Genomic DNA, 20,673 nt, shown 5'->3' on the forward strand with positions numbered 1-20,673 from the left:
CTTATTTTAGTATTTGTAATACTGGACTTAGTCCACGGCGGGGTGTCGGCACTTCTATTAAACGTGTTCCAAAAGACAGGTTTCTGTGTTTAGAGTGAATCACATCGGTAACAAGTGCAGTTACCACTGTGATTCAACTCTAAGCCTCAAAACCTAGCGTCTTTTTACGCACTTCGGTCATAACGTGCTCCACCCAGCAACCTCCTGTGCCTAAGCCAGCATTACGCGTAACCAAACCCGGGTTACTTTGTAATGCCAGACTTAGTCCACGGCGGTTGGACGCAGGGTGTCGGCACTTCTATAATAAACGTGCTTCAAAAGACAGGTTTCTGTGTTTAGAGTGAATCACATCGGTAACAAGTGCAGTTACCACTGTGATTCAACTCTAAGCCTCAAAACCTAGCGTCTTTTTACGCACTTCGGTCATAACGTGCTCCAATCACCAGCCTTTTGCGCCTAACCGCAAATTGTGCATAGTCATAGGCCGACTATTTTGTAATTTGGCGTTAGTGCTCAAAGTCTGACGGTGCTTGTCGACACTTCGGTCATAACGTGCTCCACCCAGCAACCTCCTGTGCCTAAGCCAGCATTACGTGTAACCAAGTTCGGGTTACTTTGTAATACTGGACTTAGTCTACGGCGGCTGAACGCAGGGTGTCGGCACTTCTTCTAATCATTCTTTACCATAAATAATTCATTGAGAGCATTCATCGCTGCCTGAAGCTGTGTCGCCGTATTTCTAAGTGTATTGTAGGAATCCGCACTAGTTTTCATCGCCGTCTGCGTAGAAGTGGTTACCTGCAGAATCGCTTCCGAGCTATTCAAGATTGCATCAACTTGTTCTGTAATATTACCAATATGATCTTGGATTCCTGAAGCCTCCGCCCGAACCTGGGTTGAAAGCTTCCGAATCTCTTTAGCTACGATCGCAAAACCGCGCCCAAGTTCACCTGCACGTGCTGCTTCAATAGAAGCATTAACAGCCAACATATTAGTCTGTTTAGAGATTCCATGAATAGTTTTGACGATGTCGTTTGTTTGTTCAGAACGATTTGATAAAAATTTGCTGCTTTTTTTGTTGGCAGTTGAAGAAGTTTCAATTTGTGCAATGTTATTGCGCAAAGAACCAAGGTTTTTTTGTCCATTTTCTGAAATTTTGTTCATTTTTTCTGAAATATCAAGAACTACCTTGAGTGAAGCTTCTAACTGTTTAGTTCTCTCAGTAATATCAAAGCAGACTTTCATAACAGCAATGACTGCCCCTTTTTCATCTTGCACAGGGAAGTAATTGGCTTCAAAAAAAACTTGTTGTGCGTTTTTGTCTTTTCGAATAACTCGATCTTGATAACTGTGTCCTTGTAAAAGCAGATTCCAAAATTTTTGATAATTTTCACTTTTTACAAAATCTGAAAAACAAAGATCATAATGGTAGAGATTTTTGAGTTCAGCAAGTGAATATTTAAGTGTCTGTGCGAATAAAGGTGTCGCATAGATAATTTTTTTATTGGTGTCAAAGATCACGATTGCCATTTCTCGCGAAAAAGCAGTATTAACAGCGCGTTTGATGATTTGGTCTGTTTCCATCTTTACCTCCCGAGGATACGTGTTTGTTTTTAGCTTCACTTGTTATTATCGACTAAAATATTTAATTTTTTAGTTCCTTTTTGAAATAAGCAAGGCGTACGGTTAGAAAGCCACAGTATAAAAATAAACTAACGATTAATGCGGGTAAAACGGCGGCTAACGGGCTTTAACCTAATGCAGTTATCATCGAAAGGGGCTTTTATGGTAGTATTACAAAATAGGAGCTACATTAATGAAGCAAGCTTGAGTGACAGCGCGTGAATAGCCACATTCCAAGTGATTGTTGAAAAGAGTTAAAATACATTACAGTAGACTAAAATAAGCAGCTGGCCAAAAAATATGTTTTGACGCAGTCCCAGTTGTGAAAGGAACGGTTAAGGTAACTAATGAATAAATATGTTATTTCTATGTACGATAAGGGTCAAAATGAGGCAGGACCTAAAGCAAAAGTTGATGTAGTTCGCTTCTTGCAAAATGATGGCTTTACCGGAATTGAATTCTATTTTAATGGAAGACGTAAGGCAGAATTAATGAGTATTATTCAGACGTTATGGGATATTCCACACCGTTTGCGTCCACTTCCACTAGAGGTTGTCTTATTTCAATATCCAGCTTTTAATGAACGTACAAATAAGAAAATTGTGACGCAGGTTAGAAAACAAGCGAATAGCAAATTATTTTATTTGCTGCATGACGTTGAAGCATTACGGTTGCGTAGAAATGATAAGCTATTTTTGCAAAAAGAAATTAATTTTTTTAATCAAAGTGACGGATTAATTGTACATAATGATAAGATGCTGGGATGGTTAAAAGAAAATGGAGTAGTCAAACCAATGGTCAGCCTTCAGCTTTTTGATTATGATAACCCGCAACCGTTGCTTGAAGGACGCCCTTTTGACAGAAGTATGTGCTTTGCTGGTAATTTAGGGAAAGCGAGTTTTTTGAATAAATTACAGCTTAATCATAGTTTGGAATTATTCGGTCCAAATCAGCAGGCTAGCTACCAGCAAAATATTCATTACTGTGGTTCGTATTCACCTGAAGTACTACCGCAGAAGTTAACGCAAAATTTTGGTTTGATTTGGGATGGTTCCAGTCTGGAAAAATGTGATGGCGTGTTCGGAGAATATCTAAGGTATAATGATCCGCACAAAGCTTCTTTGTATCTTAGCTCAGGGTTACCTGTTATTATTTGGAAAGAAGCTGCCTTAGCTGAGTTTGTGCGCCGGCACGGCCTTGGACTTGTGATTTCAAATCTGCATGAATTGGATGCGAGCTTGGAGGCTGTTTCCCAAGATGAGTATCAAAGATTGTGTGCAAATGTGCGTAAGATTGCACAAAAATTACGTACGGGTCAATTCATCCGACAAGCTTGGCATGAACTGATGAGCAAAGAACAGGAGAATAAAAAATGATACCCAAAAAAATCCATTATTGCTGGTTTGGTGGCGGGCAATTGCCTGAACAATACCAAGAGTATCTTGCGGGGTGGCAGCGACTTTGCCCCGACTATGAAATTATTTGTTGGAACGAAAAAAACTATGACGTTAATAAAAATAAATATATGGCACAAGCATCTCAGCAGCAAAAATGGAGCTTTGTTTCTGATTATGCCGGTTTTGATGTAGTGTACGAGTATGGCGGTATTTATCTTGATACCGATGTTGAGTTAGTTAAAAATCTGGATGAGTTGCTAGACCAGCAGGCTTTTTTTGGGATGGAGTCGAACGAAGAAGGAATCGCAGTTGCGCCGGGATTGGGATTTGGCGCCGAAAAAGGCAATCCGATCATTGGTGGTCTAAGGGATATGTATGAGGGACTTAGTTTTATCAAGGATAATGGTGAACTTAATATTGTTGCAATTCCGGTCTATGCAACTCAATATCTGGCACAACGCGGATTTCAAAAAACTGATAGACTGCAAAACGTGGCGGGGGCAACAATTTATCCGACTGATTATTTTGCTCCGCTTGATTTTTTGACGGGAGAAGTTAAGTTGACGGCAAATACGTATAGTATTCACCATTACAGCGCATTATGGCAGGATGAAAGAAGTCGGCGTCATACGCAAATTATCCGGAAGGTGAACCAACGTTTAGGAAAAAAATGGGGGATGAAGGTTAATTGGTTTTTACGAGCAGGTTGGGGAATCTGGCGCCGCTTACGAGCATTGATTTCTCACCAGTCTTGACCATTTTTGAGCGCTAATACCGAATTGAACAGACTAGGTACGAAAGAAAAAGAGAGATAATAATGATGACAAAAATTAGTGTAGTTGTTCCAGTCTATAATGTGGCTGAATATTTACAGCGTTGCATTGAGAGTTTACGTAAACAAACAATGACTGCTTTTGAAATTATTCTAGTTGATGACGGAAGTACGGATTCGTCTGGCAGTATTTGTCAAAGCTACTCACAAAAGTATCCACAGTTAATTAAGTACTATAAAAAGAAAAATGGCGGGTTATCTGATGCCCGCAATTACGGAATGCAGTTTGCAACAGGACAATACTTACTGTTCATTGATTCTGACGATTATGTAGAACCGCAGATGCTGGCAAACATGTATCAGCAGAGCGCTCAGGGGACAAAAAAAATCGTTGAATGCAACTTTGTTTGGGAAAATGGTGCTCAGCGCAAACCGGATCAGGCGGTTGTCTACGATTCGATTGCAACTTATCTGGTTAAGGGACGAGTGGTTGCCTGGAATAAGCTGTATCGCAGAGATTGGTTGACTGAGATTGGAGTTACTTTCCCAGTTGGTAAGCTGTATGAAGACCAAGCATTTTTCTTTAAGACTGCTGCATTTTTGAATAATGTGACAGAAATTGCAGTTGATCGAAACTGTGAGGTCCATTATGTCCAGCGAGCTTCCTCAATTTCATATGCTCAAAATACTAAAGTTGCGGACATTTTTTGGATTTATCAGGACATTTTGAATTTTTATCATACACGAGGTTGTTATCCTGAGTATGCACAAGAACTCGAATATCGTTTCTGTCGTAATTTATTTGGGAATGTGCTGATCCGCAAGGTACGAAAGATTAAGAATAAAGAATTAAAAAAGCAGTTATTAGATCAAATTTGGGAATGGACCCAAAAATGGTTTCCGCATTGGAAAAAAAATCGATATCTGCTTGAAAAAAATAAAGTTAATTACTATTTAAGAAGCCTGAACAAACTGAATTACCGCTTCTTTTATCTGTGATAAAAAACTGAGCTTGTTGCAGTTTTGAGATCTATAAAATTCTGGTTTTCATTTGTGCGGAAATCAGAGTGTGTGGAGGGGTTTCAATGTTCTTGGCCATTAGAGAGATGAAACATGATAAAGTTCGTTATGGGTTGGTTATTAGCTTGATTTTTTTGGTGAGCTACTTAGTATTTATTTTGCCTGGCCTGGCTACTGGACTTTCTGATCTGAACAAGTCTGCCATTGAGCAGTGGAATGCCGCAGAAATTGTTCTTGATAAAGACGCTCAAGGAAGGTTGCCGCAATCGTATCTTAGTGCGCACGATCTGCGCCAGATTGGCAAAAAAGGTGCACAGCTTGCGCAATTTTCAACGCTTGTTAAAAGTCATAATTATAAGGAAAATGCACAATTATTGGCAATTAAACGGCAAGAATTTATTTACAAAAAACTGCCTTTGCAGGAAGGAAAAAAATTTGGTGCTGCTCGAACTGTGGTTGTTTCTGCTAAATTCAAGCAAGACGGTTTCAAATTGGGAGATTCTTTAACAATTCCAAATTCCAAAGTGCACTTGAAGATTGTCGGTTTCATCACGGCATCTTCGTTGAATGTTGCTCCAGTGATGTACACCTCATTTGAAACGCTGAAAGAAGTCACCAAAACTAGGAGTATTAACGGTGTGGTCTTTCAACATTCCGGAGATAAGCAGTTAAAATTGAAGGACAGTCGAAGATACTCAATTGCGCAGTTTATAGAGCAATTGCCCGGATATAGTGCACAACAGTTAACCTTTAATTTTATGATTGGTTTTTTGTTTGTGATTATTTTAATTGTAATTTCAATTTTTTTATATATTTTAACGCTTCAAAAGCTGCCAAATTTTGGTGTGATGAAGGCACAAGGAATTCCTACCGGCTTTTTGATTCGGAATACACTTGTTCAAACATTGCTAATGTCCATCTTGGGGGTTGCAGTTGCACTTGGATTAGCGTTCGTGACCGCGCTGATACTACCGACACAAGTGCCCATTAAATTAGACTGGAATGAAATTGGAATTGCGGGCATGGGTATCATTGTAATGTCTTTGGCAGGGGCGCTAATCCCAATTCGGCAAATAATCAAGGTTGATCCGATACAGATGATTGGAGGTTGATGCACGGATGCAGGGATTAAAATTAAGTGCGGTGAGCAAGTTCTATGGTACAGGCACTGGTAAAACGATCGCGCTGGAACAAGCGAATTTTGAAGTTGGCAAAGGAGAGTTAGTGCTTGTTGTGGGACCTTCAGGTTCTGGTAAAACGACTTTTTTGACAATTGCGGGGGGACTTCAAACTCCCAGTAAAGGCAAGGTAATGATTAATGGTCGGGATACTGCCACATTAACTGCAAAGGAACGCACAAAATTACGACTAACGACAATTGGATTTGTGCTGCAATCCTATAATTTGGTGCCTTTTTTAACAGTTGAAGAGCAATTCGAGCTGGTGACGAAGGTTAAAGGACACAACCTTGCACCTGCAAGGTTTAATAAATTACTGAATGATTTGGGTTTAAAGCAATTACTGCGCAAATATCCCAGCGAGTTGTCGGGAGGACAGCAACAACGAGTTGCGCTTGCTCGGGCCTTATTTGCCGATCCTGAATATGTGCTGGCAGATGAGCCAACAGCAGCACTGGATACGGAACGTACATTGCAAATCATTAAACTATTAAAAAAATTGGCACATGAGAATCAGAAAACGATTATTGTGGTTACCCATGATCTGCGCTTAGAAGCAGTGGCAGATCAAGTCTATCAGATAATAGACGGCAAACTTTCAAAGCAGTAACACTGATTGTTAGAAAAAAAGCAACCAGTTTAACTAGGAGGTAGCGCAGATGTGTACGAGTATTTTCCAAATCAGTATAGATGGTAGCCATGTGTTATCACGAACAATGGATTGGCACGCGTTGGTTGCCGGTCCTGTTTTTGTGCCACGTGGGTTTCGCTGGCATTCGTCATTCGACGGGGCATCCTATGTGAATCGGTTTGCAATCATTGGAACAGGGCGGCAACGGACCGCGGAGATTGATATTTCTGACGGAGTTAATGAGTGTGGCCTCAGCGTTCAGAAGTTGACATTTAAGCACGGGACACATTTGCTTTCCGAGGCTTCTAATGCCTATACTTGTCTAGCTCCTTTCGAACTGCCATGTTATTTGTTAGCTAACTATCGCTCAGTGGCTGAAATTGAAGACCACTTGCCTGAGATCCGCTTGTTAAGTGGGGAAAATGCACGGGAAAATTATGGTTACCCTGAATTGCACTATGTTGTGGCTGACCGTAGCGGTAGAGTGGTAATTATTGAACCGACAACACAACCGCTACAAATCATTGACAATCCGCTTGGAGTAGTGACAAATGCATATGACTTTCAAAAGCAATTATCTAAATTAAAAGATTATCTGAATTTTACTCCAGAATTTAGTGCTGGGAAACAACTTAAAAATGTTGCCAAGGTAAGTACTGGAAGTTTTGCAGGTAAAAAGGTACCTTCGAGTTCGTATACACCGAGTGGGCGTTTCATTCGTGCTGCGTATTACAAAGAAAGAGCTGATCAGCCACAAAACGAGCGGGAGAATGTGAGCAGCAGTTTTCAATTACTAAATAGCGTAAGTGTTCCTAAGAGTAGTGCCTATCAAAAGACCTACTCAGTTTATCGGGCAGCTTATTGTTTAGAGTCACTCCAATATTACTTTGAACCTGCTGCACGTTTAGGGCTTGTACGGCTGCAGTTGACTTCAGAAATGCTCACTTTTAAGCAGGCGCATTTTTTCAGTGTTAAAAATGAACTCAGTGCGGTCACGTTAAAAATGTAACACGAAAGCCGATTGGCCTGAGAGAAAGTCGATTAGACAAAAGCTTCCTTAATTTAAGTACTCCTTGAAATTTATAATTAGCTGTAGTTAGATAATCAGTTTAGGGCTGGGTCAAAAGTTAAATTTTGACGTGGCCTTTTTAGTTATGCTGGATAAAGGTGATTCATAAATCAAAATTCTGCGATTAACTTCGAATTATTAAGCGCAAAGGACACATGGTATTCATATTTTTGCGTTCATACTCAAGTTTTAGCAAATTATAACTATCCCTCTTTTTAGTGAAGTTGCTGGAAATTGCTGCAGGATAAGGTTAAAAACTATTTTACATAAGACTTACAAAAAAATGTGCGATTCCTTACATTGACCTACTATACTGGGGTAGTCGTGCGAAATAGTGATCGTTTGTCTGGCAGTCTTAGGACTGCTTTTCAGATAAAAACCTGCTTTAAGTAAGGAGTTGCTTGAAGATTTCAGGTCAAATGTGGCAGCTTTTTTTGGGATTTTCAACTTTCGGGGGGAAGTATTCTGTTAGCAATTGGCTGATGAATAGGGTTTTTATCAGGGCATTATTTTGCACGATAAAATATGCAATTATTTAGGGGGAGTAGCAAAATGAAATTTTGGAGAAGATCCTTTGCTGTAATTTCAATGTTATTTTGTGCTTTTATACTGGCTGCTTGTGGCAAATCTTCCGCAAATGGAAGTACGTATGAACCGAAGGAATTAAAGATTCAATTTGTCCCTTCGTCAAATGCAACGACTATTGAAGCAAAGGCTAAACCGCTTGAAGGGTTATTGAAAAAAGAACTAGGAATTCCAGTTAAGGTCAGTGTTTCAACTGATTACAATACAATTGTTGAAGCCATGGGTTCTAAAAAAGTTGATGTCGGCTTTTTACCGCCAGATGCCTATGTGCTTGCACATAAGCAATATGGATCCAAGGTATTACTACAAGCCGAACGTTTTGGTGTAAAAGAACCCAATGATCAAGCAACTAGCGAGATGGTTAACTTTTATCGTTCACAGATTTTGGTGCGTAAAAACAGTGGGATTACCAAATTATCAGATCTGAAGGGCAAAAAAATTGCAGTGCAGGACACAACTTCAACCGCTGGGTGGATTTTCCCAATTGTCTCGCTTTACAAGCAAGGGATTAATATTAACAAAGACAACATCAAAACGGTCCAAGTCAAAGGACATGACCAAGGGGTTTTAGCCGTGTATAACGGGAATGCTGATGCTGCTTTTGTTTTCCAAGGAGCACGTAAGATTGTCACCAAGGATGCACCAGATGTGATGGATAAAGTGGTACCTTTGTATACCACCGCTAAGATTCCTAATGATACTATCACCGTTCGTAAAGATCTGAGTGAAAAATGGCAAAAGAAACTCAAGCAAGCATTTAAAAATATTGCAAAATCAAAAGAGGGTCATGAAATCATTGCAAGCGTCTATTCGCACCAAGGTTACGCCGATTCTAAGGACAGTAACTTTGATATCATTCGCGAATATGATAAGATCGCGGAAAAATTAAATAAGTAATTATAATTTCAATTGTGAGTGAAATGAGGGTCATCTCTTGATGGCCTTTTTTGATAGAAGGGTGGAATTTTTTGATGGTCAGCGAACAACCGGTAATTTCTTTTAGAAAGGTTTCTAAAATCTACCAGAATGGAACTGTCGGTTTGAAGGATATTGAATTGGACATTCAAGCCGGAGAGTTTGTGGTGATTGTGGGTCTTTCAGGAGCAGGTAAAAGCACATTACTGCGCACAATTAACAAAATGCATGAGATTTCCAGCGGAGAGCTGCTCGTAAACGGAGTCTCACTCGCACCATTAAGAGGAAAAAAGCTACGTGCACTTAGACGCGAGATTGGCATGATTTTTCAGAATTTTAATCTTGTTAAACGTGTTAGTGTCCAACGAAATGTTCTAAGCGGTCGCGTGGGTTACTATCCAACTTGGAAAAGTGTTCTGGGACTTTTTAATTCAGCAGATAAAAAAAGAGCGGTTGCAGCTTTGCAGCGTGTTAATTTAGCTGAAAAAATATATGCACGTGCGGACGAACTTTCAGGCGGGCAGCAACAGCGTGTAGCCGTAGCACGTGCTTTTATGCAGCAACCACGCATTATTCTTGCGGATGAACCGGTGGCATCATTAGATCCATTGACAACCACCGCTGTGATGGATGATCTTAAAAATCTGAACCAGGAATTTAAAATTACGACAATTGTAAATTTGCATTCGGTTCCGCTAGCATTAAAGTATGCCGACCGGATTATTGGTTTGCGTGCAGGCAGGCTGGTCTATAATAAACCGATCGATCAAGTTGCCACCCAAGATTTTGCTGCTATTTATCAGGAAGAGGAGAAGTGAGATGAATCAGGTACCTGAACGAACATTTATGCAAAAGTATCATCTCAAAGGGATCGGTTGGACAATTATCTTTATTCTCTTGCTGTTTCTTTCTTCAGTTATGACGGAAGTCAATTGGGGGGAATTTTTTAGTAACCTGGGACAATTCTTTGCTTTGTTAGGAAGAATGGCCAATCCTGATTGGCAATATACCAATATTGTTGTGCAACCCATTATTGAGACAATTCAAATGGCACTTTTAGGAACTACACTTGGAACACTAGTAGCAGTTCCCTTCGCTTTTTTAGCGGCACGTAATTTGGTTAAGAGTCCGCTGGTACGCGGTGGAATTCGCTTTTTCCTTAATTTAGTTCGGACCTTGCCTGACCTGCTGCTGGCTGCTTTATTTGTTGCAATTGTTGGGATTGGACCAACTGCTGGAGTCTGGACGCTTGCAGTTTTTTCCTTTGGAATGATTTCAAAGCTTTTTTACGAAACAGTTGAAACAATTGATTCAGGTCCGATTGAGGCTTTGCAAGCGGCTGGTGCAAACCGGGTACAAATTATTGCTTTTGCAGTAGTGCCACAAGTAGTGAACAATTTTGTCAGCTATTTTCTCTACACATTTGAGATTAATGTACGGGCCTCAACTGTCCTAGGGTACCTAGGCGCTGGGGGAATTGGTGTCTTTTTGCAAAGATCTTTATCTTCTTTTAGATATGATCAAACGGCAGTTATTATTATCGCTATTTTGTTAGTTGTCGTTGTTATTGATGGTTTGAGTAATATTTTAAGGGAGAAGTTATTATGATGGGAAAAAGTCAAAGGAGAACTCTTGGGGGAAAATATGGCTGGCTTTTCTGGGCATTAATGCTCTTGTTTATCTATCTGTGGACAATTACAGGTCTTTCTTTTTCTGGAATCCAGGCTTCTGCTGGAGAGGTGACACGTTCGATTATTAATGGCTTATTTCATCCAGACTGGGCATATGTTTATGATGGTTCGGGTGAAGATTTACTTTCTTTAATTCTGCAGACTTTGGCGATTGCTTTTTTAGGAACCTTCGTATCTGCGATCTTAAGCGTTCCATTTGCATTTTGGGCAGCAAGAGAGCGTCTGAAAAATAAAATGCATTGGCGTTCAACCAGTGGAAAATTCATGTTGGTGTTTATTCGAACCTTTCCGGAATTAGTACTCGCTATTATGTTTATTAAAGCGGTTGGACCGGGGTCCTTTGCTGGTGTACTAGCAGTGTCAATTCATTCGATTGGAATGCTGGGCAAGCTGTTTAGCGAGGCTGTTGAGAATATGGATCGGGGTGTGGATGAAGCTTTAACGGCTGCAGGGGGAGGTCGAGTTGATGTGCTTTGTTTAGCGACACTGCCGACAGTAATGCCTGAGTTTCTGTCATTTACGCTTTATCGGTTTGAAATCGCAGTTCGTTCCGCCTCCATTTTAGGAATGGTTGGGGCAGGAGGGATCGGAACCCCACTATTATTTGCAATCCAAACCCGTTCATGGTCAAGAGTGGGAATAATTCTATTAGGAATAATCATTATGGTGACAGCCATTGATTGGCTTTCAGGAACACTCAGAAAGAAGTTGGTGTAAATGAAAATTCAAATCTTATCAACAAGCGATGTGCATGGATTTATTTTTCCAACTAACTTTAGTACTCGAAATGATTACCATCCTTGGGGGTATCTAAAAGCTGCACAGGTGATCAAAGAGCAACGTGCAGCAGCAGACGTGACTTTTTATATTGAAAATGGAGATTTTTTGGAAGGTTCTCCGATGGCGGCGTTTGCGCATCAAACTATGCAACACCACGCCTACTTTAAAGAATTTGGCGAGCTGCTGAATAAATTTCAGGTGGATTGTGGAGTTTTAGGAAATCATGAATTTAACTACGGGGAAGACTATCTTACAAAAGTGCTCGCTGACAGAAATTATCCGATTTTGGGAGCAAATTTGGATAAAGAGGGCAATCAAATTCTTGATGCACCTTATCAAATAATCACTAAAAAGGGAGTTAGTGTCGCTTTTTTGGGATTGACAACGCAATATATCCCACACTGGGAACAGCCGAAAAATATTAAAGGATGGCACTTTGAAGCGGCCGTTACAGCTGCTAAAAAATGGGTCCCGTTTTTACAGACACAAGCCGATCTTGTTGTAGTGGCATATCATGGTGGGATAGAATGTGATCCAGTTACGGGGGCTGCAACTGAACCACAAACTGGCGAGAATGAAGGGTATCGGTTGCTAGCTGAAGTTCCCGGAATAGATGCGCTAGTGACAGGACATCAACATCGACAGCTTGCAACTCATATTCTGGGTGTTCCAGTTACCCAACCGGGTTATCGTGGCGAGCGTGTGGGCTGTATTACACTAGACTTGGATGAGGGCGGACGGATTGCACACAGTCAAGCGCAATTGCTAAGTACGGCAACAGCCGCCTTGGATGCTGAAACCACCACTGCACTGAGGTCTTGGTATTACGCGACACAAGACTGGCTAGATCAGCCGCTTGCGAAGATCGAGGGCAATATGCGGCTTAAGGATCATTTGCAGGCTCGGTTAGCTGGCCATCCTTATCTTGAATTTGTTAATCAAGTCCAAATGGAGGCTACTGGGACGAAGATCGCAGCGACTGCTCTTTTTTCAGATGAAGTCCAAGGTTTCAATAACCTAGTTACAATCCGTGATGTGCTCAATAGCTATATTTTTCCCAACACTTTAGTAGTAGAAGAGGTTTCAGGTGAAGAGTTGACTCAAGCACTTGAACGTTGTGCTGCTTTTTTTGAACTTCGCAATGATGGGAGTGTAGGCATTGCGGCTAATTTCTTGGAGCCCAAACAGCAGTTATTTAACTATGATTATTACAGTGGCATTGACTATACTTTTGATTTAACCCAACCGGTTGGTAAAAGAGTTAAAAATTTAGTGTTCCATGGAAAAAAAGTCAACAAAGAAACTCGGTTGAAAGTCACCTTGAATCAGTATCGAGGTGTCGGTGGGGGAGACTATCCGATGTTTGCGGCTAATAAAATTATCGCTAGTGATGAGCATGAAGTTGCACAACTGCTGATTGCTTATTTACAACGGCATCCTAAATACATAGCAGTGACACCACATAATCTTCATGTCATTACCAAGTAGATGTTAAGTTAAAAATCTTCACTGCTGCACTAAACTACCCATCAGGCAACCAAAAAACAGGACAATAGCATGCAGCGTAAGCGTTAATTTGAACTGCTTAATAAGCTCAAATTAAGCTGACTGCTATTGTCCTGTTTATTTGCTTTTAAAAATACGCGGCGTATCCAGGTTTTATTTTGGAGATTAATACAGGCGATTTCTGGTTAGTAGAAGATACTGTGCTCTAGTTGCGTAATTTTTAGGTGAATAATTTTTTAAAAGTGCCATAACCCGCTGCTTGTAGTTGAGAAACCGGGATGAAACGTAACGCAGCTGAGTTAATGCAATACCGCAACCCGCCTTTGTCTTGCGGACCATCCGTGAAAACATGCCCTAAATGAGAATTGGCATCTTGACTGCGAACTTCGGTGCGCTGCATTCCAAGTGACCAGTCGGCACCTTCTTTAATTGCGTTGCCTGCTAGCGGTTTTGTGAAGGATGGCCAGCCACAGCCAGCATCATACTTGTCTTTTGAGCTAAAGAGCGGTTCACCGCTGACGATGTCAACATAAATTCCCTCTTCGTAAAAATCATCATATTTACCGGAGAATGGCTGTTCAGTTGCTGCTTCTTGGGTTACTGCAAATTCTTCAGGTGAAAGACGTTTGCGTAATGCCTCTTTGCTTTCTTTCATTTTAATAACCTCACTTTTTAAGCAGACGTGTACATTTCAAACAAAATTCAAACGACCACCAGTACCAGACTTAAGGCTTGCTATTTTAACTTTTCAGCGAGTGGCATGCCCAATTCAAGCTCCAGCAACTGGGCTTTTTTGGCGAGTCCGGCAGCATAGCCGGTAAGTTTTCCGGTGCTGCCAATAATCCGGTGACAAGGAATTAAAAGTGCAATCGGATTGTGTCCCACCGCACCGCCGACTGCTTGGGCAGAGAGCGAACGACGGTGTAGCCGCGTAGCTAACGTTTGTGCAATTTGACCATAAGTTCGTGTCTGACCATATGGAACTTCTTGTAAGACAGCAAGAACAGCCCTTCGAAAAGCAGTTACTTGGGGGAAGAGTGGAATTTCAGCTGGACTTGGATTTTTAGATAAAAAATACGCATCAAGCCAGCGGGTAACTTGCTTTAAGACGGAAGTTTCTTGAAGCTGAACTGGTTGTCCAGTAATCGTTGCCTGATAATATTTTTGTCCTTTAAACCATAAGCCAACTAAAGCAGTTTCGTTGCTGACAAGTGTGAGCTCACCTAGGGGAGAGTGGTATGATTGTTGGTAGAGCATATGCAACCTCCTTGAGAAGAATTTTAAATGGGTACTGTTCACTTTCTAATTAAATCCGATTAAGCATTAACTTGCAATTGATATGCTATTATTAAAAAGAAGCGCTATGTTTAAAGCGTCTTTTAGACAACTGAAAATTTGCGCAAGCTGCTGGGAGTAAGCAAAAATGCAGTTTGATTTTAGCGCACAAAAAAATCCGCACGTAATCAAAGTTACACTGCGGAGAAAATTTAAATGGATCATGCCGGACTTGAACCGGCGACCTCCTACATGCGAAGCAGGCGCTCTCCCAACTGAGCTAATGACCCAAACAATGTACAATGATACCACATTTGGGAAAATATACAATATCACGTTGATAATTTGGGACATTACAAAATAAATTAATAAATAACACGGATATTTGAAAAAGGGGAAAAGATTTATGGAGGTTATTTACACAATTTTATTACTGATTTTTGGAGTGATTATCGCTAACTTCCTAGCACAGCGCTGGAACTTTTTTCCACGTGCTATCTGGCAAATCTTAGCTGGGGTTTTAATTGCACTGGTTCCTGCTTTTTCCGGTTTAGAAGTGAAACTAGACCCAGAATGGTTCATGGCACTCATAGTTGCACCACTTCTTTTTTGCGAGGGGCAACAGACTAATGGACGGGTCTTTTCTAAAAATTTTAGAACGATTCTGAGTTTAGCTGGAGTTTTAGCAGTATTAGTAATGACACTACTGACCTTAACAATGAAGCTTACACTTGCTTGGAGTTGGGGCGCTGCCCTTGCGCTAGCTGCAATTATTACCCCAACGGATGCGACTGCTCTTGGATCTGTTAAGAATGGCTTTGAAATGCCCTTGAAAGTGGAACATCGATTGACACTAGAGTCAATGTTTAATGATGCAACCGGATTAGTGGGCCTGCAGTTGGCAAGCGTGGTGGTCTTAACGGGTCATTTATCACCGTTGATGAGCGTGGGCAATTTTCTAATGGTTTCTATCGGCGGCGGAATTTTTGGAATCGGCGTGACCTTTTTGTTGATTCAAATGCGAAAGGGGTTATTAAAGAGGCGTTATGATGATATTACCAGTCATGTTTTACTACAACTTTTTACACCATTAGTGATTTATGTAGCTGCTGAAAACTTGCACTTATCAGGTGTGATTGCTGTTGTCATGGCAGGTATTTTCCATCATGAAGAACAAGAAAGAACTTTGTTGGTAGCAGCGCAGATGAACAACTTGCTACAACAACTTTGGAGTTTATTAACGGAGCTGCTCAATGGAATTGTTTTTGTAATTTTGGGTGTTAGTCTTGTCCCAATCTTTAGCAGGAACCTTGTACAACGGCAGTGGCTGCTTTTTCTTGGATTGAGTATGGGTTTATACCTGTTAATGACATTTATTCGTTTTGTTTTTGAATTATGCACACTTTCGAAAAAAAAGGCTGCCAGAATTAAAAATTCTTTGATTTTTGCGCTTGGAGGAGTTCATGGGACAGTTACATTAGCAATGGCATTGACCGTGCCATTAATGTTAAAAACAAGCAAAAGCACCACTTGGTATGACAATCTAGTCACGCTTGCAGCTTTAGTAATCCTAATAAGCTTATTCGTCCCCCTTATTTTTCTGCGTTTCTTACTGAAGAAAGAGGCACAGGCGTACACTGAGGCGGAACTTGCTCAAGCCCGTACAGAAATTGTGAACGCCGCCTTTTCGTATATCAATGAGTTGGAGACTACTGGGGCAACTAAAGAACGTTTACGCTGGCGGGTAAAAACGCAATTAGGCTACGATGCGCAAAAATTCCCAGAACAGCGGCAGTGGCAGCAGATGTTAGGTGAGCTACAACGGCAGCGGGACACGGCTGTACAACAGGCAGTTGATGCTGGAAGCTTAAACGAAGACGGACTTGTTTTATGGAATAAGCTAAAGCAATTCAATCTTGCGCTGCAAGGAAAAGAACGTATCGAAAAAGGATTTTTGAAACGTTTTTTAATTAGGAACAAAAGATGGCTTGTTAGAATTTTTTTGCGCTGGACGCTGAATTTTGAAAAAGACTATCCACGCTTGCAGGCAAAGCTAGCACGACTTGAACACCAGGTGAATAGAACAACTAGTGTACGAAGAAAACACAAACTGCAATTAAAGATTGAGAAGTATGCTAAAAAGATAGCTTTTTATAAGAAATATACAGATCGTAATAGAACTGAACAGTGGCGCAGTAACTTACAGCAACTGCAGCAGATTTTAGCACCGGTAGATAACAATTTTATTGCTGCAAAGGAACAAGCTGGGACAGATCAACAGCTGCTGATTGCACTTAAGCAGCTGGTAGGACATGAAGCAACTGCATTACAGCAGCAATTTGAAGCCCCAGTCCAAGAGAATACTGAGTTGCTTAAAGTTTTAAACTTTGAATTAGCCTTTCTCAACGAAGCACGCACAAATGAGTCTGGAATTAATCCAGCGGTGATAAAACATTTGGCTGATGAACTTATTTCCGCACAAAGTATTTTAATAGCGGTGTGACGGGTTCAATGCGGTAACCAAGATTAAGGTAAACTGATTAGTTAAAAAATTGGAGTAACACATTGCTGGGGAGAACCCGTAAGCACTGTGATACTCCAATCTTATTTTATAGACTGAAAATTTAACCGAGAGTCTAATCACTTGTTTGTGGACTGAGTTTGCGTTGAATAAAGCCAAGCAGCAAGTCTGAAATAATGGTCATTAAAGCGGTTGGTAGCGCACCAGCAAGAATAATGGCACCACCATTTGTAGCATTGGTTCCGCGGATAATGATATCGCCTAAACCTCCTGCACCCACGAATGCCCCAATTGCTGTAATTCCGATTGCAATTACCAACGCATTTCGAATGCCACCCATAATTACTGAAAAAGACAGTGGAAGTTCAATCAAGTAAAGAATCTGAAATTTTGTCATCCCCATTCCCCTACCAGAATCAAGGACATTTGCATCAACGCCTTGCATGCCGGCATAGGTATTTTTGATGATCGGAAGTAAGGAGTAGAGAAAGACGGTGGCAATGACGGTATTTACCCCAAGTCCTAAACCTAACATGATGATTGAGAGCATTGCGAGTGATGGAATTGTCTGGATTACATTGGCAATTCCAATCACAGTATCACTGAGTTTTTTTCTGCGTGCAATCAAAATACCAAGAGGAATACCTACAATCGCTGCAAAGAGCACACCATAAACTGAAATTAAGAAATGACGGGTGAACTGTTGTAAAACGAAAAAGCCGTTATGAGCAAAGTAATACCAAAATTGATCCCATGTACTCAGGCCTGTCATTAATTGTCATCTCCTTTAAAGTAATTGTGTTTTTCAAGAAATTGTTGGGCAACTACTGAAGGCTCCAACAAGTTATTATCAACCTCATAATTTAAGGTTTGCATTGTCTTTAAATTTATTTTTCCATCTAAACGGTGCAATACTGGCGCAAGTTTAGGATATTTCTTGAGTAAAGAGTCATTGACGACCATTGAGCAATTATAGGGTGGAAAGAAACGTTTATCATCTTTCAGAATTTTCAGATGATAGCTTTTAATTCTGCCATCGGTGGAGTAGCCAAGTACGGTTTCCATTTTACCCGCTTCAACAGCATCATAGACTAGCCCGATTTGCATCGGATATACGCGGCCAAAGCTAAAACCATAGTATTTGGTGAAGTCCTGATAGCCATCACCCTTACGATTCATCCAAGAAGTATCGACACCGGCATTCAAACTGCTGGAAATTTTTTGCAGATCAGAAATATTGTTTAATTGGTGTTTTTGCGCAAAGGCTTGTGTGGTCATAAAAGCATAAGTATCCGCAAATCCGTATGAAGGGAACCAAGTTTGATGGTAGCGCTGCTTGAATTCTCGTTTTACAAGCCTTGAGGCTTTAGCAGGATCTTTAATGTTTGAAAGCTGTAAAACCCCGGTCAAATCGGTACCAGTATAGCGGGTTGCTGAAATATCGGCATCATGGCGCAGCATTGCTTGATGTGCAACCGTTGAAGAACCCAGATTGTTGACTAACGAAATTTTATAGCCCAGTTCATGATTAATCAACTGACCTACGATATTGGCAATGATCTGTGATTCGGTGGAACTTTGAGAAGCAATTTTAATTGTATTTTTATCAGAACCACTTACGCCGGGAAGACCACAGCTAGTTAACAACATTGGACAAATGGCGAGAAAGAAGACTAACATGATTTTTTTTAAATATTTGGACATCTTCTCACCCTCCTTAGGTCCTTTGATTAATTGGAGTTAAGGTCTTCTCCAATTTACCGAGTGAAAAATCAACGACGATTGCCATGATCGCAACTGGAATGGTCCCACCAATAATCAAATCAGGTTGAAAGAGGTTCAAGCCATTAAAAATCAAGTCACCTAAACCGCCGCCACCAATGTAAGAAGCCAACGTTGCCCATGAAATCACATAAACTGCTGACAAACGAATCCCCGCCATAATAACTGGCATCGCAATCGGAATTTCGACATGTCTGATTGACTGCAAATTAGTCATCCCCATTCCTTTGACACTGTCTTTAAGCTGGGGATCAACTTTTTCCATTCCAATGTAAGTATTTCTAAGAATCGGTAAGAGTGAATAAATGAAAAGAGCAACGATGGCCGGTAGTTTGCCAATTCCAAAAAGAGGAATCATTAGTGCCAGCAAGGCTAGAGAAGGGACTGTCTGAAGCATACCGGCAATTCCAATGACTATTTTGGCTGTTCGCGGAGCTCGCGTAAGTAAGACACCTAAGGGCACTGCAACAGCTATTCCAAAGAAAAGAGCGAGTGCCGAGGTATAGAATTGTTCCCAGGTCTTAAAAATAAGCTGACTGCCGTATTCATTCAAAAAATCAAGCATCCTGAGCACCTCCCTGTTTTAATGCAGGACTCGTGGGAGCTGCAGTGTCATTTTTTTCACCCCAGATAATGTCATAGACCATGTCAACCAGAGCTGAGCGGGTCACAATTCCACATAATTTGTTATTTTGATCAACGACTGGAACGTATTTAAGTCCTTGTTTTAAAATCCGATCAGCGCTATTACGAATCAAAGTAGTTGTAGTAATTCGAAAAATTTTAGTATTTAGAATATCAGATACACTAGTTGCGCGACGATTGCTTGAATCAAGAGCGAGTGATTCGAGATCGATATAGCCTTTTAAGTGGTCTTCATCATCTGTAACTAAGAGCGTATCAACGCGACGTTCGCGCATTAGCTGAATGGCACTCCTTAACGAGCGGCCTAAGGTGATTGAAACTGGATCTTTCAGCATAATTTGAGCCGCAGTAGTGACGTCTGCACGTGCTTGCAGCATTCTTTCTTCACCAATCAGTTTTCTGACAAATTCATTTGCTGGATGACGCAGTAATTCTTGTGGAGAAGCTGCTTGGACAATCTTTCCTTCGTCCATGACAACAATGTTAGTGGCAAGTTTGAGTGCTTCGTCCATGTCATGAGTTACAAAAACGATTGTTTTTTTTAGATCTTCTTGCAGACTCTTGACAAGTTCCTGCAGGCCTTCACGTGTGATCGGATCTAAGGCACCAAAAGGTTCATCCATTAAGATTAAGTCTTGATCAGCTGCTAGTGCACGAATAACACCGATTCGCTGCTGCTGTCCACCGGAAAGTTCAGCAGGATAACGTTCTAAGAAATTTTCAGGTAATTCCACGAGCTTAATCAGCTCACGTGCTTTAGCTTGCTTTTTATTTTCCGGCCATTTTAGCAGTTTAGGTACAATAGTAACGTTTTCATAAATGTTCATATGTGGAATCAACCCGATATTTTGAATAACATAACCAATTTTTTTACGGAGTTTAACGGGATCGATTTTGTGAATATTCTGTCCTTTATAAATAATTTCTCCGCTGGTCGGCTCAATCATGCGGTTCAGAGTTCGCATCGTAGTAGTCTTACCTGATCCTGAAGTTCCGATTAGACAGATAAAGTCGCCCTTATTAATAGTCAGGTTGATGTTGCTAATCGCAGCATTGCCACCTTTATAAATTTTACTAACGTCTTTTAAGATGAGGAGCGGTTCTTCTTTTGCCATCTTGATCCTCCTTGAATAAGGTTGAAACCAGAGTATGGTAGTGGCTTCCAACCTTGAATTTTGTATGAATCGAACTTGCAATTCAGCTGCAGGTATTTAGCTATTCAAACTTCATTAATTATTTTAAGGTTAGCATAAAAAGAGAAGTGCGCCTAAAGATACGAATTT

At 40.7% G+C, this 20,673-nt stretch carries 19 protein-coding genes and 1 tRNA gene; 12 read left to right on the top strand and 8 right to left on the bottom strand.

The features are described from left to right. Positions 1–669 precede the first annotated feature (669 nt). Positions 670–1,584, bottom strand: coding sequence for a methyl-accepting chemotaxis protein (locus AB3Y88_RS09160; protein ID WP_054756244.1), 915 nt, complete (start codon positions 1,582–1,584; stop codon positions 670–672). A 386-nt stretch (positions 1,585–1,970) separates the two neighbouring features. Here AB3Y88_RS09160 and AB3Y88_RS09165 point away from each other — a divergent pair, with 386 nt between their 5' ends. The 11 genes from AB3Y88_RS09165 (at position 1,971) to AB3Y88_RS09215 (ending at position 13,149) form a co-directional block, all read left to right on the top strand. After that, positions 1,971–2,999, top strand: coding sequence for a sugar transferase (locus AB3Y88_RS09165; protein WP_054756246.1), 1,029 nt, complete (start codon positions 1,971–1,973; stop codon positions 2,997–2,999). Further along, entirely contained in the window at positions 2,996–3,775 is a 780-nt protein-coding gene (locus tag AB3Y88_RS09170; RefSeq protein WP_056961113.1) for a glycosyltransferase family 32 protein, read from the top strand. The genes AB3Y88_RS09165 and AB3Y88_RS09170 overlap by 4 nt, the downstream gene beginning before the upstream one ends. Positions 3,776–3,837: 62 nt before the next feature. Further along, the gene (locus AB3Y88_RS09175) at positions 3,838–4,791 is read left to right on the top strand and encodes a glycosyltransferase family A protein (RefSeq protein ID WP_228888266.1); all 954 of its coding nucleotides are present in this window, start codon (positions 3,838–3,840) and stop codon (positions 4,789–4,791) included. A gap of 86 nt (positions 4,792–4,877) precedes the next feature. Further along, a complete protein-coding gene (locus AB3Y88_RS09180) occupies positions 4,878–5,924 on the top strand; it encodes an ABC transporter permease (RefSeq protein WP_367293429.1) in 1,047 nt (348 codons plus the stop codon). Positions 5,925–5,931: 7 nt separating this feature from the next. After that, positions 5,932–6,600, top strand: a complete 669-nt coding sequence (locus tag AB3Y88_RS09185; protein ID WP_056961115.1) for an ABC transporter ATP-binding protein — start codon at positions 5,932–5,934, stop codon at positions 6,598–6,600. A 49-nt stretch (positions 6,601–6,649) separates the two neighbouring features. After that, positions 6,650–7,630, top strand: a complete 981-nt coding sequence (locus AB3Y88_RS09190) for a choloylglycine hydrolase family protein (protein WP_228888262.1) — start codon at positions 6,650–6,652, stop codon at positions 7,628–7,630. A 612-nt stretch (positions 7,631–8,242) separates the two neighbouring features. Then, positions 8,243–9,172: a phosphate/phosphite/phosphonate ABC transporter substrate-binding protein gene (locus tag AB3Y88_RS09195; RefSeq protein WP_228888259.1), complete on the top strand. Its 930-nt coding sequence runs from the start codon at positions 8,243–8,245 to the stop codon at positions 9,170–9,172. A 74-nt stretch (positions 9,173–9,246) separates the two neighbouring features. Next, a complete protein-coding gene (gene phnC / locus AB3Y88_RS09200) occupies positions 9,247–10,008 on the top strand; it encodes a phosphonate ABC transporter ATP-binding protein (RefSeq protein ID WP_228888291.1) in 762 nt (253 codons plus the stop codon). Between the two features lies 1 nt (position 10,009). After that, entirely contained in the window at positions 10,010–10,798 is a 789-nt protein-coding gene (gene phnE / locus AB3Y88_RS09205) for a phosphonate ABC transporter, permease protein PhnE (protein ID WP_056961118.1), read from the top strand. Next, positions 10,798–11,598, top strand: coding sequence for a phosphonate ABC transporter, permease protein PhnE (gene phnE / locus AB3Y88_RS09210; RefSeq protein ID WP_228888290.1), 801 nt, complete (start codon positions 10,798–10,800; stop codon positions 11,596–11,598). The genes phnE (AB3Y88_RS09205) and phnE (AB3Y88_RS09210) overlap by 1 nt, the downstream gene beginning before the upstream one ends. Next, positions 11,599–13,149: a bifunctional UDP-sugar hydrolase/5'-nucleotidase gene (locus AB3Y88_RS09215; RefSeq protein ID WP_228888258.1), complete on the top strand. Its 1,551-nt coding sequence runs from the start codon at positions 11,599–11,601 to the stop codon at positions 13,147–13,149. A 238-nt stretch (positions 13,150–13,387) separates the two neighbouring features. Here the strand turns inward: AB3Y88_RS09215 and msrB are convergent, their stop codons facing one another. The 3 genes from msrB to AB3Y88_RS09230 form a co-directional block, all read right to left on the bottom strand. Beyond that, complete coding sequence (gene msrB, locus AB3Y88_RS09220; RefSeq protein ID WP_054756250.1) at positions 13,388–13,822, bottom strand: peptide-methionine (R)-S-oxide reductase MsrB; 435 nt, start codon at positions 13,820–13,822, stop codon at positions 13,388–13,390. An 80-nt stretch (positions 13,823–13,902) separates the two neighbouring features. After that, positions 13,903–14,424 (bottom strand): methylated-DNA--[protein]-cysteine S-methyltransferase, encoded by a 522-nt coding sequence (locus AB3Y88_RS09225; RefSeq protein ID WP_056961121.1) that lies wholly within the window; start codon positions 14,422–14,424, stop codon positions 13,903–13,905. Positions 14,425–14,659: 235 nt separating this feature from the next. Then, positions 14,660–14,732: transfer RNA gene (locus tag AB3Y88_RS09230), tRNA-Ala, on the bottom strand. Positions 14,733–14,848: 116 nt separating this feature from the next. Between AB3Y88_RS09230 and AB3Y88_RS09235 the strand changes: the two genes are divergently transcribed. After that, complete coding sequence (locus tag AB3Y88_RS09235) at positions 14,849–16,945, top strand: sodium:proton antiporter (protein WP_056961122.1); 2,097 nt, start codon at positions 14,849–14,851, stop codon at positions 16,943–16,945. A gap of 133 nt (positions 16,946–17,078) precedes the next feature. Here AB3Y88_RS09235 and AB3Y88_RS09240 read toward each other — a convergent pair whose 3' ends face one another. The 4 genes from AB3Y88_RS09240 to AB3Y88_RS09255 form a co-directional block, all read right to left on the bottom strand. After that, entirely contained in the window at positions 17,079–17,735 is a 657-nt protein-coding gene (locus AB3Y88_RS09240; protein WP_056961123.1) for an ABC transporter permease, read from the bottom strand. Beyond that, positions 17,735–18,613, bottom strand: a complete 879-nt coding sequence (locus AB3Y88_RS09245) for an osmoprotectant ABC transporter substrate-binding protein (RefSeq protein ID WP_228888287.1) — start codon at positions 18,611–18,613, stop codon at positions 17,735–17,737. Before AB3Y88_RS09245 ends, AB3Y88_RS09240 begins: the two co-directional genes overlap by 1 nt. A 67-nt stretch (positions 18,614–18,680) precedes the next feature. Beyond that, entirely contained in the window at positions 18,681–19,310 is a 630-nt protein-coding gene (locus AB3Y88_RS09250; protein WP_056961125.1) for an ABC transporter permease, read from the bottom strand. After that, complete coding sequence (locus AB3Y88_RS09255) at positions 19,303–20,505, bottom strand: betaine/proline/choline family ABC transporter ATP-binding protein (RefSeq protein WP_056961126.1); 1,203 nt, start codon at positions 20,503–20,505, stop codon at positions 19,303–19,305. Before AB3Y88_RS09255 ends, AB3Y88_RS09250 begins: the two co-directional genes overlap by 8 nt. Positions 20,506–20,673: the final 168 nt, after the last annotated feature.

This window comes from Liquorilactobacillus satsumensis (assembly GCF_964065465.1).
GTDB classification, from domain to species: Bacteria; Bacillota; Bacilli; order Lactobacillales; family Lactobacillaceae; genus Liquorilactobacillus; species Liquorilactobacillus satsumensis.

Excerpts from the sequence above, each read along its gene's own strand:
- AB3Y88_RS09160 (WP_054756244.1), bottom strand. The coding sequence starts at position 1,584 with ATGGAAACAGACCAAATCATCAAACGCGCTGTTAATACTGCTTTTTCG.
- AB3Y88_RS09165 (WP_054756246.1), top strand. The coding sequence starts at position 1,971 with ATGAATAAATATGTTATTTCTATGTACGATAAGGGTCAAAATGAGGCA.
- AB3Y88_RS09170 (WP_056961113.1), top strand. The coding sequence starts at position 2,996 with ATGATACCCAAAAAAATCCATTATTGCTGGTTTGGTGGCGGGCAATTG.
- AB3Y88_RS09175 (WP_228888266.1), top strand. The coding sequence starts at position 3,838 with ATGATGACAAAAATTAGTGTAGTTGTTCCAGTCTATAATGTGGCTGAA.
- AB3Y88_RS09180 (WP_367293429.1), top strand. The coding sequence starts at position 4,878 with ATGTTCTTGGCCATTAGAGAGATGAAACATGATAAAGTTCGTTATGGG.
- AB3Y88_RS09185 (WP_056961115.1), top strand. The coding sequence starts at position 5,932 with ATGCAGGGATTAAAATTAAGTGCGGTGAGCAAGTTCTATGGTACAGGC.
- AB3Y88_RS09190 (WP_228888262.1), top strand. The coding sequence starts at position 6,650 with ATGTGTACGAGTATTTTCCAAATCAGTATAGATGGTAGCCATGTGTTA.
- AB3Y88_RS09195 (WP_228888259.1), top strand. The coding sequence starts at position 8,243 with ATGAAATTTTGGAGAAGATCCTTTGCTGTAATTTCAATGTTATTTTGT.
- phnC (WP_228888291.1), top strand. The coding sequence starts at position 9,247 with ATGGTCAGCGAACAACCGGTAATTTCTTTTAGAAAGGTTTCTAAAATC.
- phnE (WP_056961118.1), top strand. The coding sequence starts at position 10,010 with ATGAATCAGGTACCTGAACGAACATTTATGCAAAAGTATCATCTCAAA.
- phnE (WP_228888290.1), top strand. The coding sequence starts at position 10,798 with ATGGGAAAAAGTCAAAGGAGAACTCTTGGGGGAAAATATGGCTGGCTT.
- AB3Y88_RS09215 (WP_228888258.1), top strand. The coding sequence starts at position 11,599 with ATGAAAATTCAAATCTTATCAACAAGCGATGTGCATGGATTTATTTTT.
- msrB (WP_054756250.1), bottom strand. The coding sequence starts at position 13,822 with ATGAAAGAAAGCAAAGAGGCATTACGCAAACGTCTTTCACCTGAAGAA.
- AB3Y88_RS09225 (WP_056961121.1), bottom strand. The coding sequence starts at position 14,424 with ATGCTCTACCAACAATCATACCACTCTCCCCTAGGTGAGCTCACACTT.
- AB3Y88_RS09235 (WP_056961122.1), top strand. The coding sequence starts at position 14,849 with ATGGAGGTTATTTACACAATTTTATTACTGATTTTTGGAGTGATTATC.
- AB3Y88_RS09240 (WP_056961123.1), bottom strand. The coding sequence starts at position 17,735 with ATGACAGGCCTGAGTACATGGGATCAATTTTGGTATTACTTTGCTCAT.
- AB3Y88_RS09245 (WP_228888287.1), bottom strand. The coding sequence starts at position 18,613 with ATGTTGTTAACTAGCTGTGGTCTTCCCGGCGTAAGTGGTTCTGATAAA.
- AB3Y88_RS09250 (WP_056961125.1), bottom strand. The coding sequence starts at position 19,310 with ATGCTTGATTTTTTGAATGAATACGGCAGTCAGCTTATTTTTAAGACC.
- AB3Y88_RS09255 (WP_056961126.1), bottom strand. The coding sequence starts at position 20,505 with ATGGCAAAAGAAGAACCGCTCCTCATCTTAAAAGACGTTAGTAAAATT.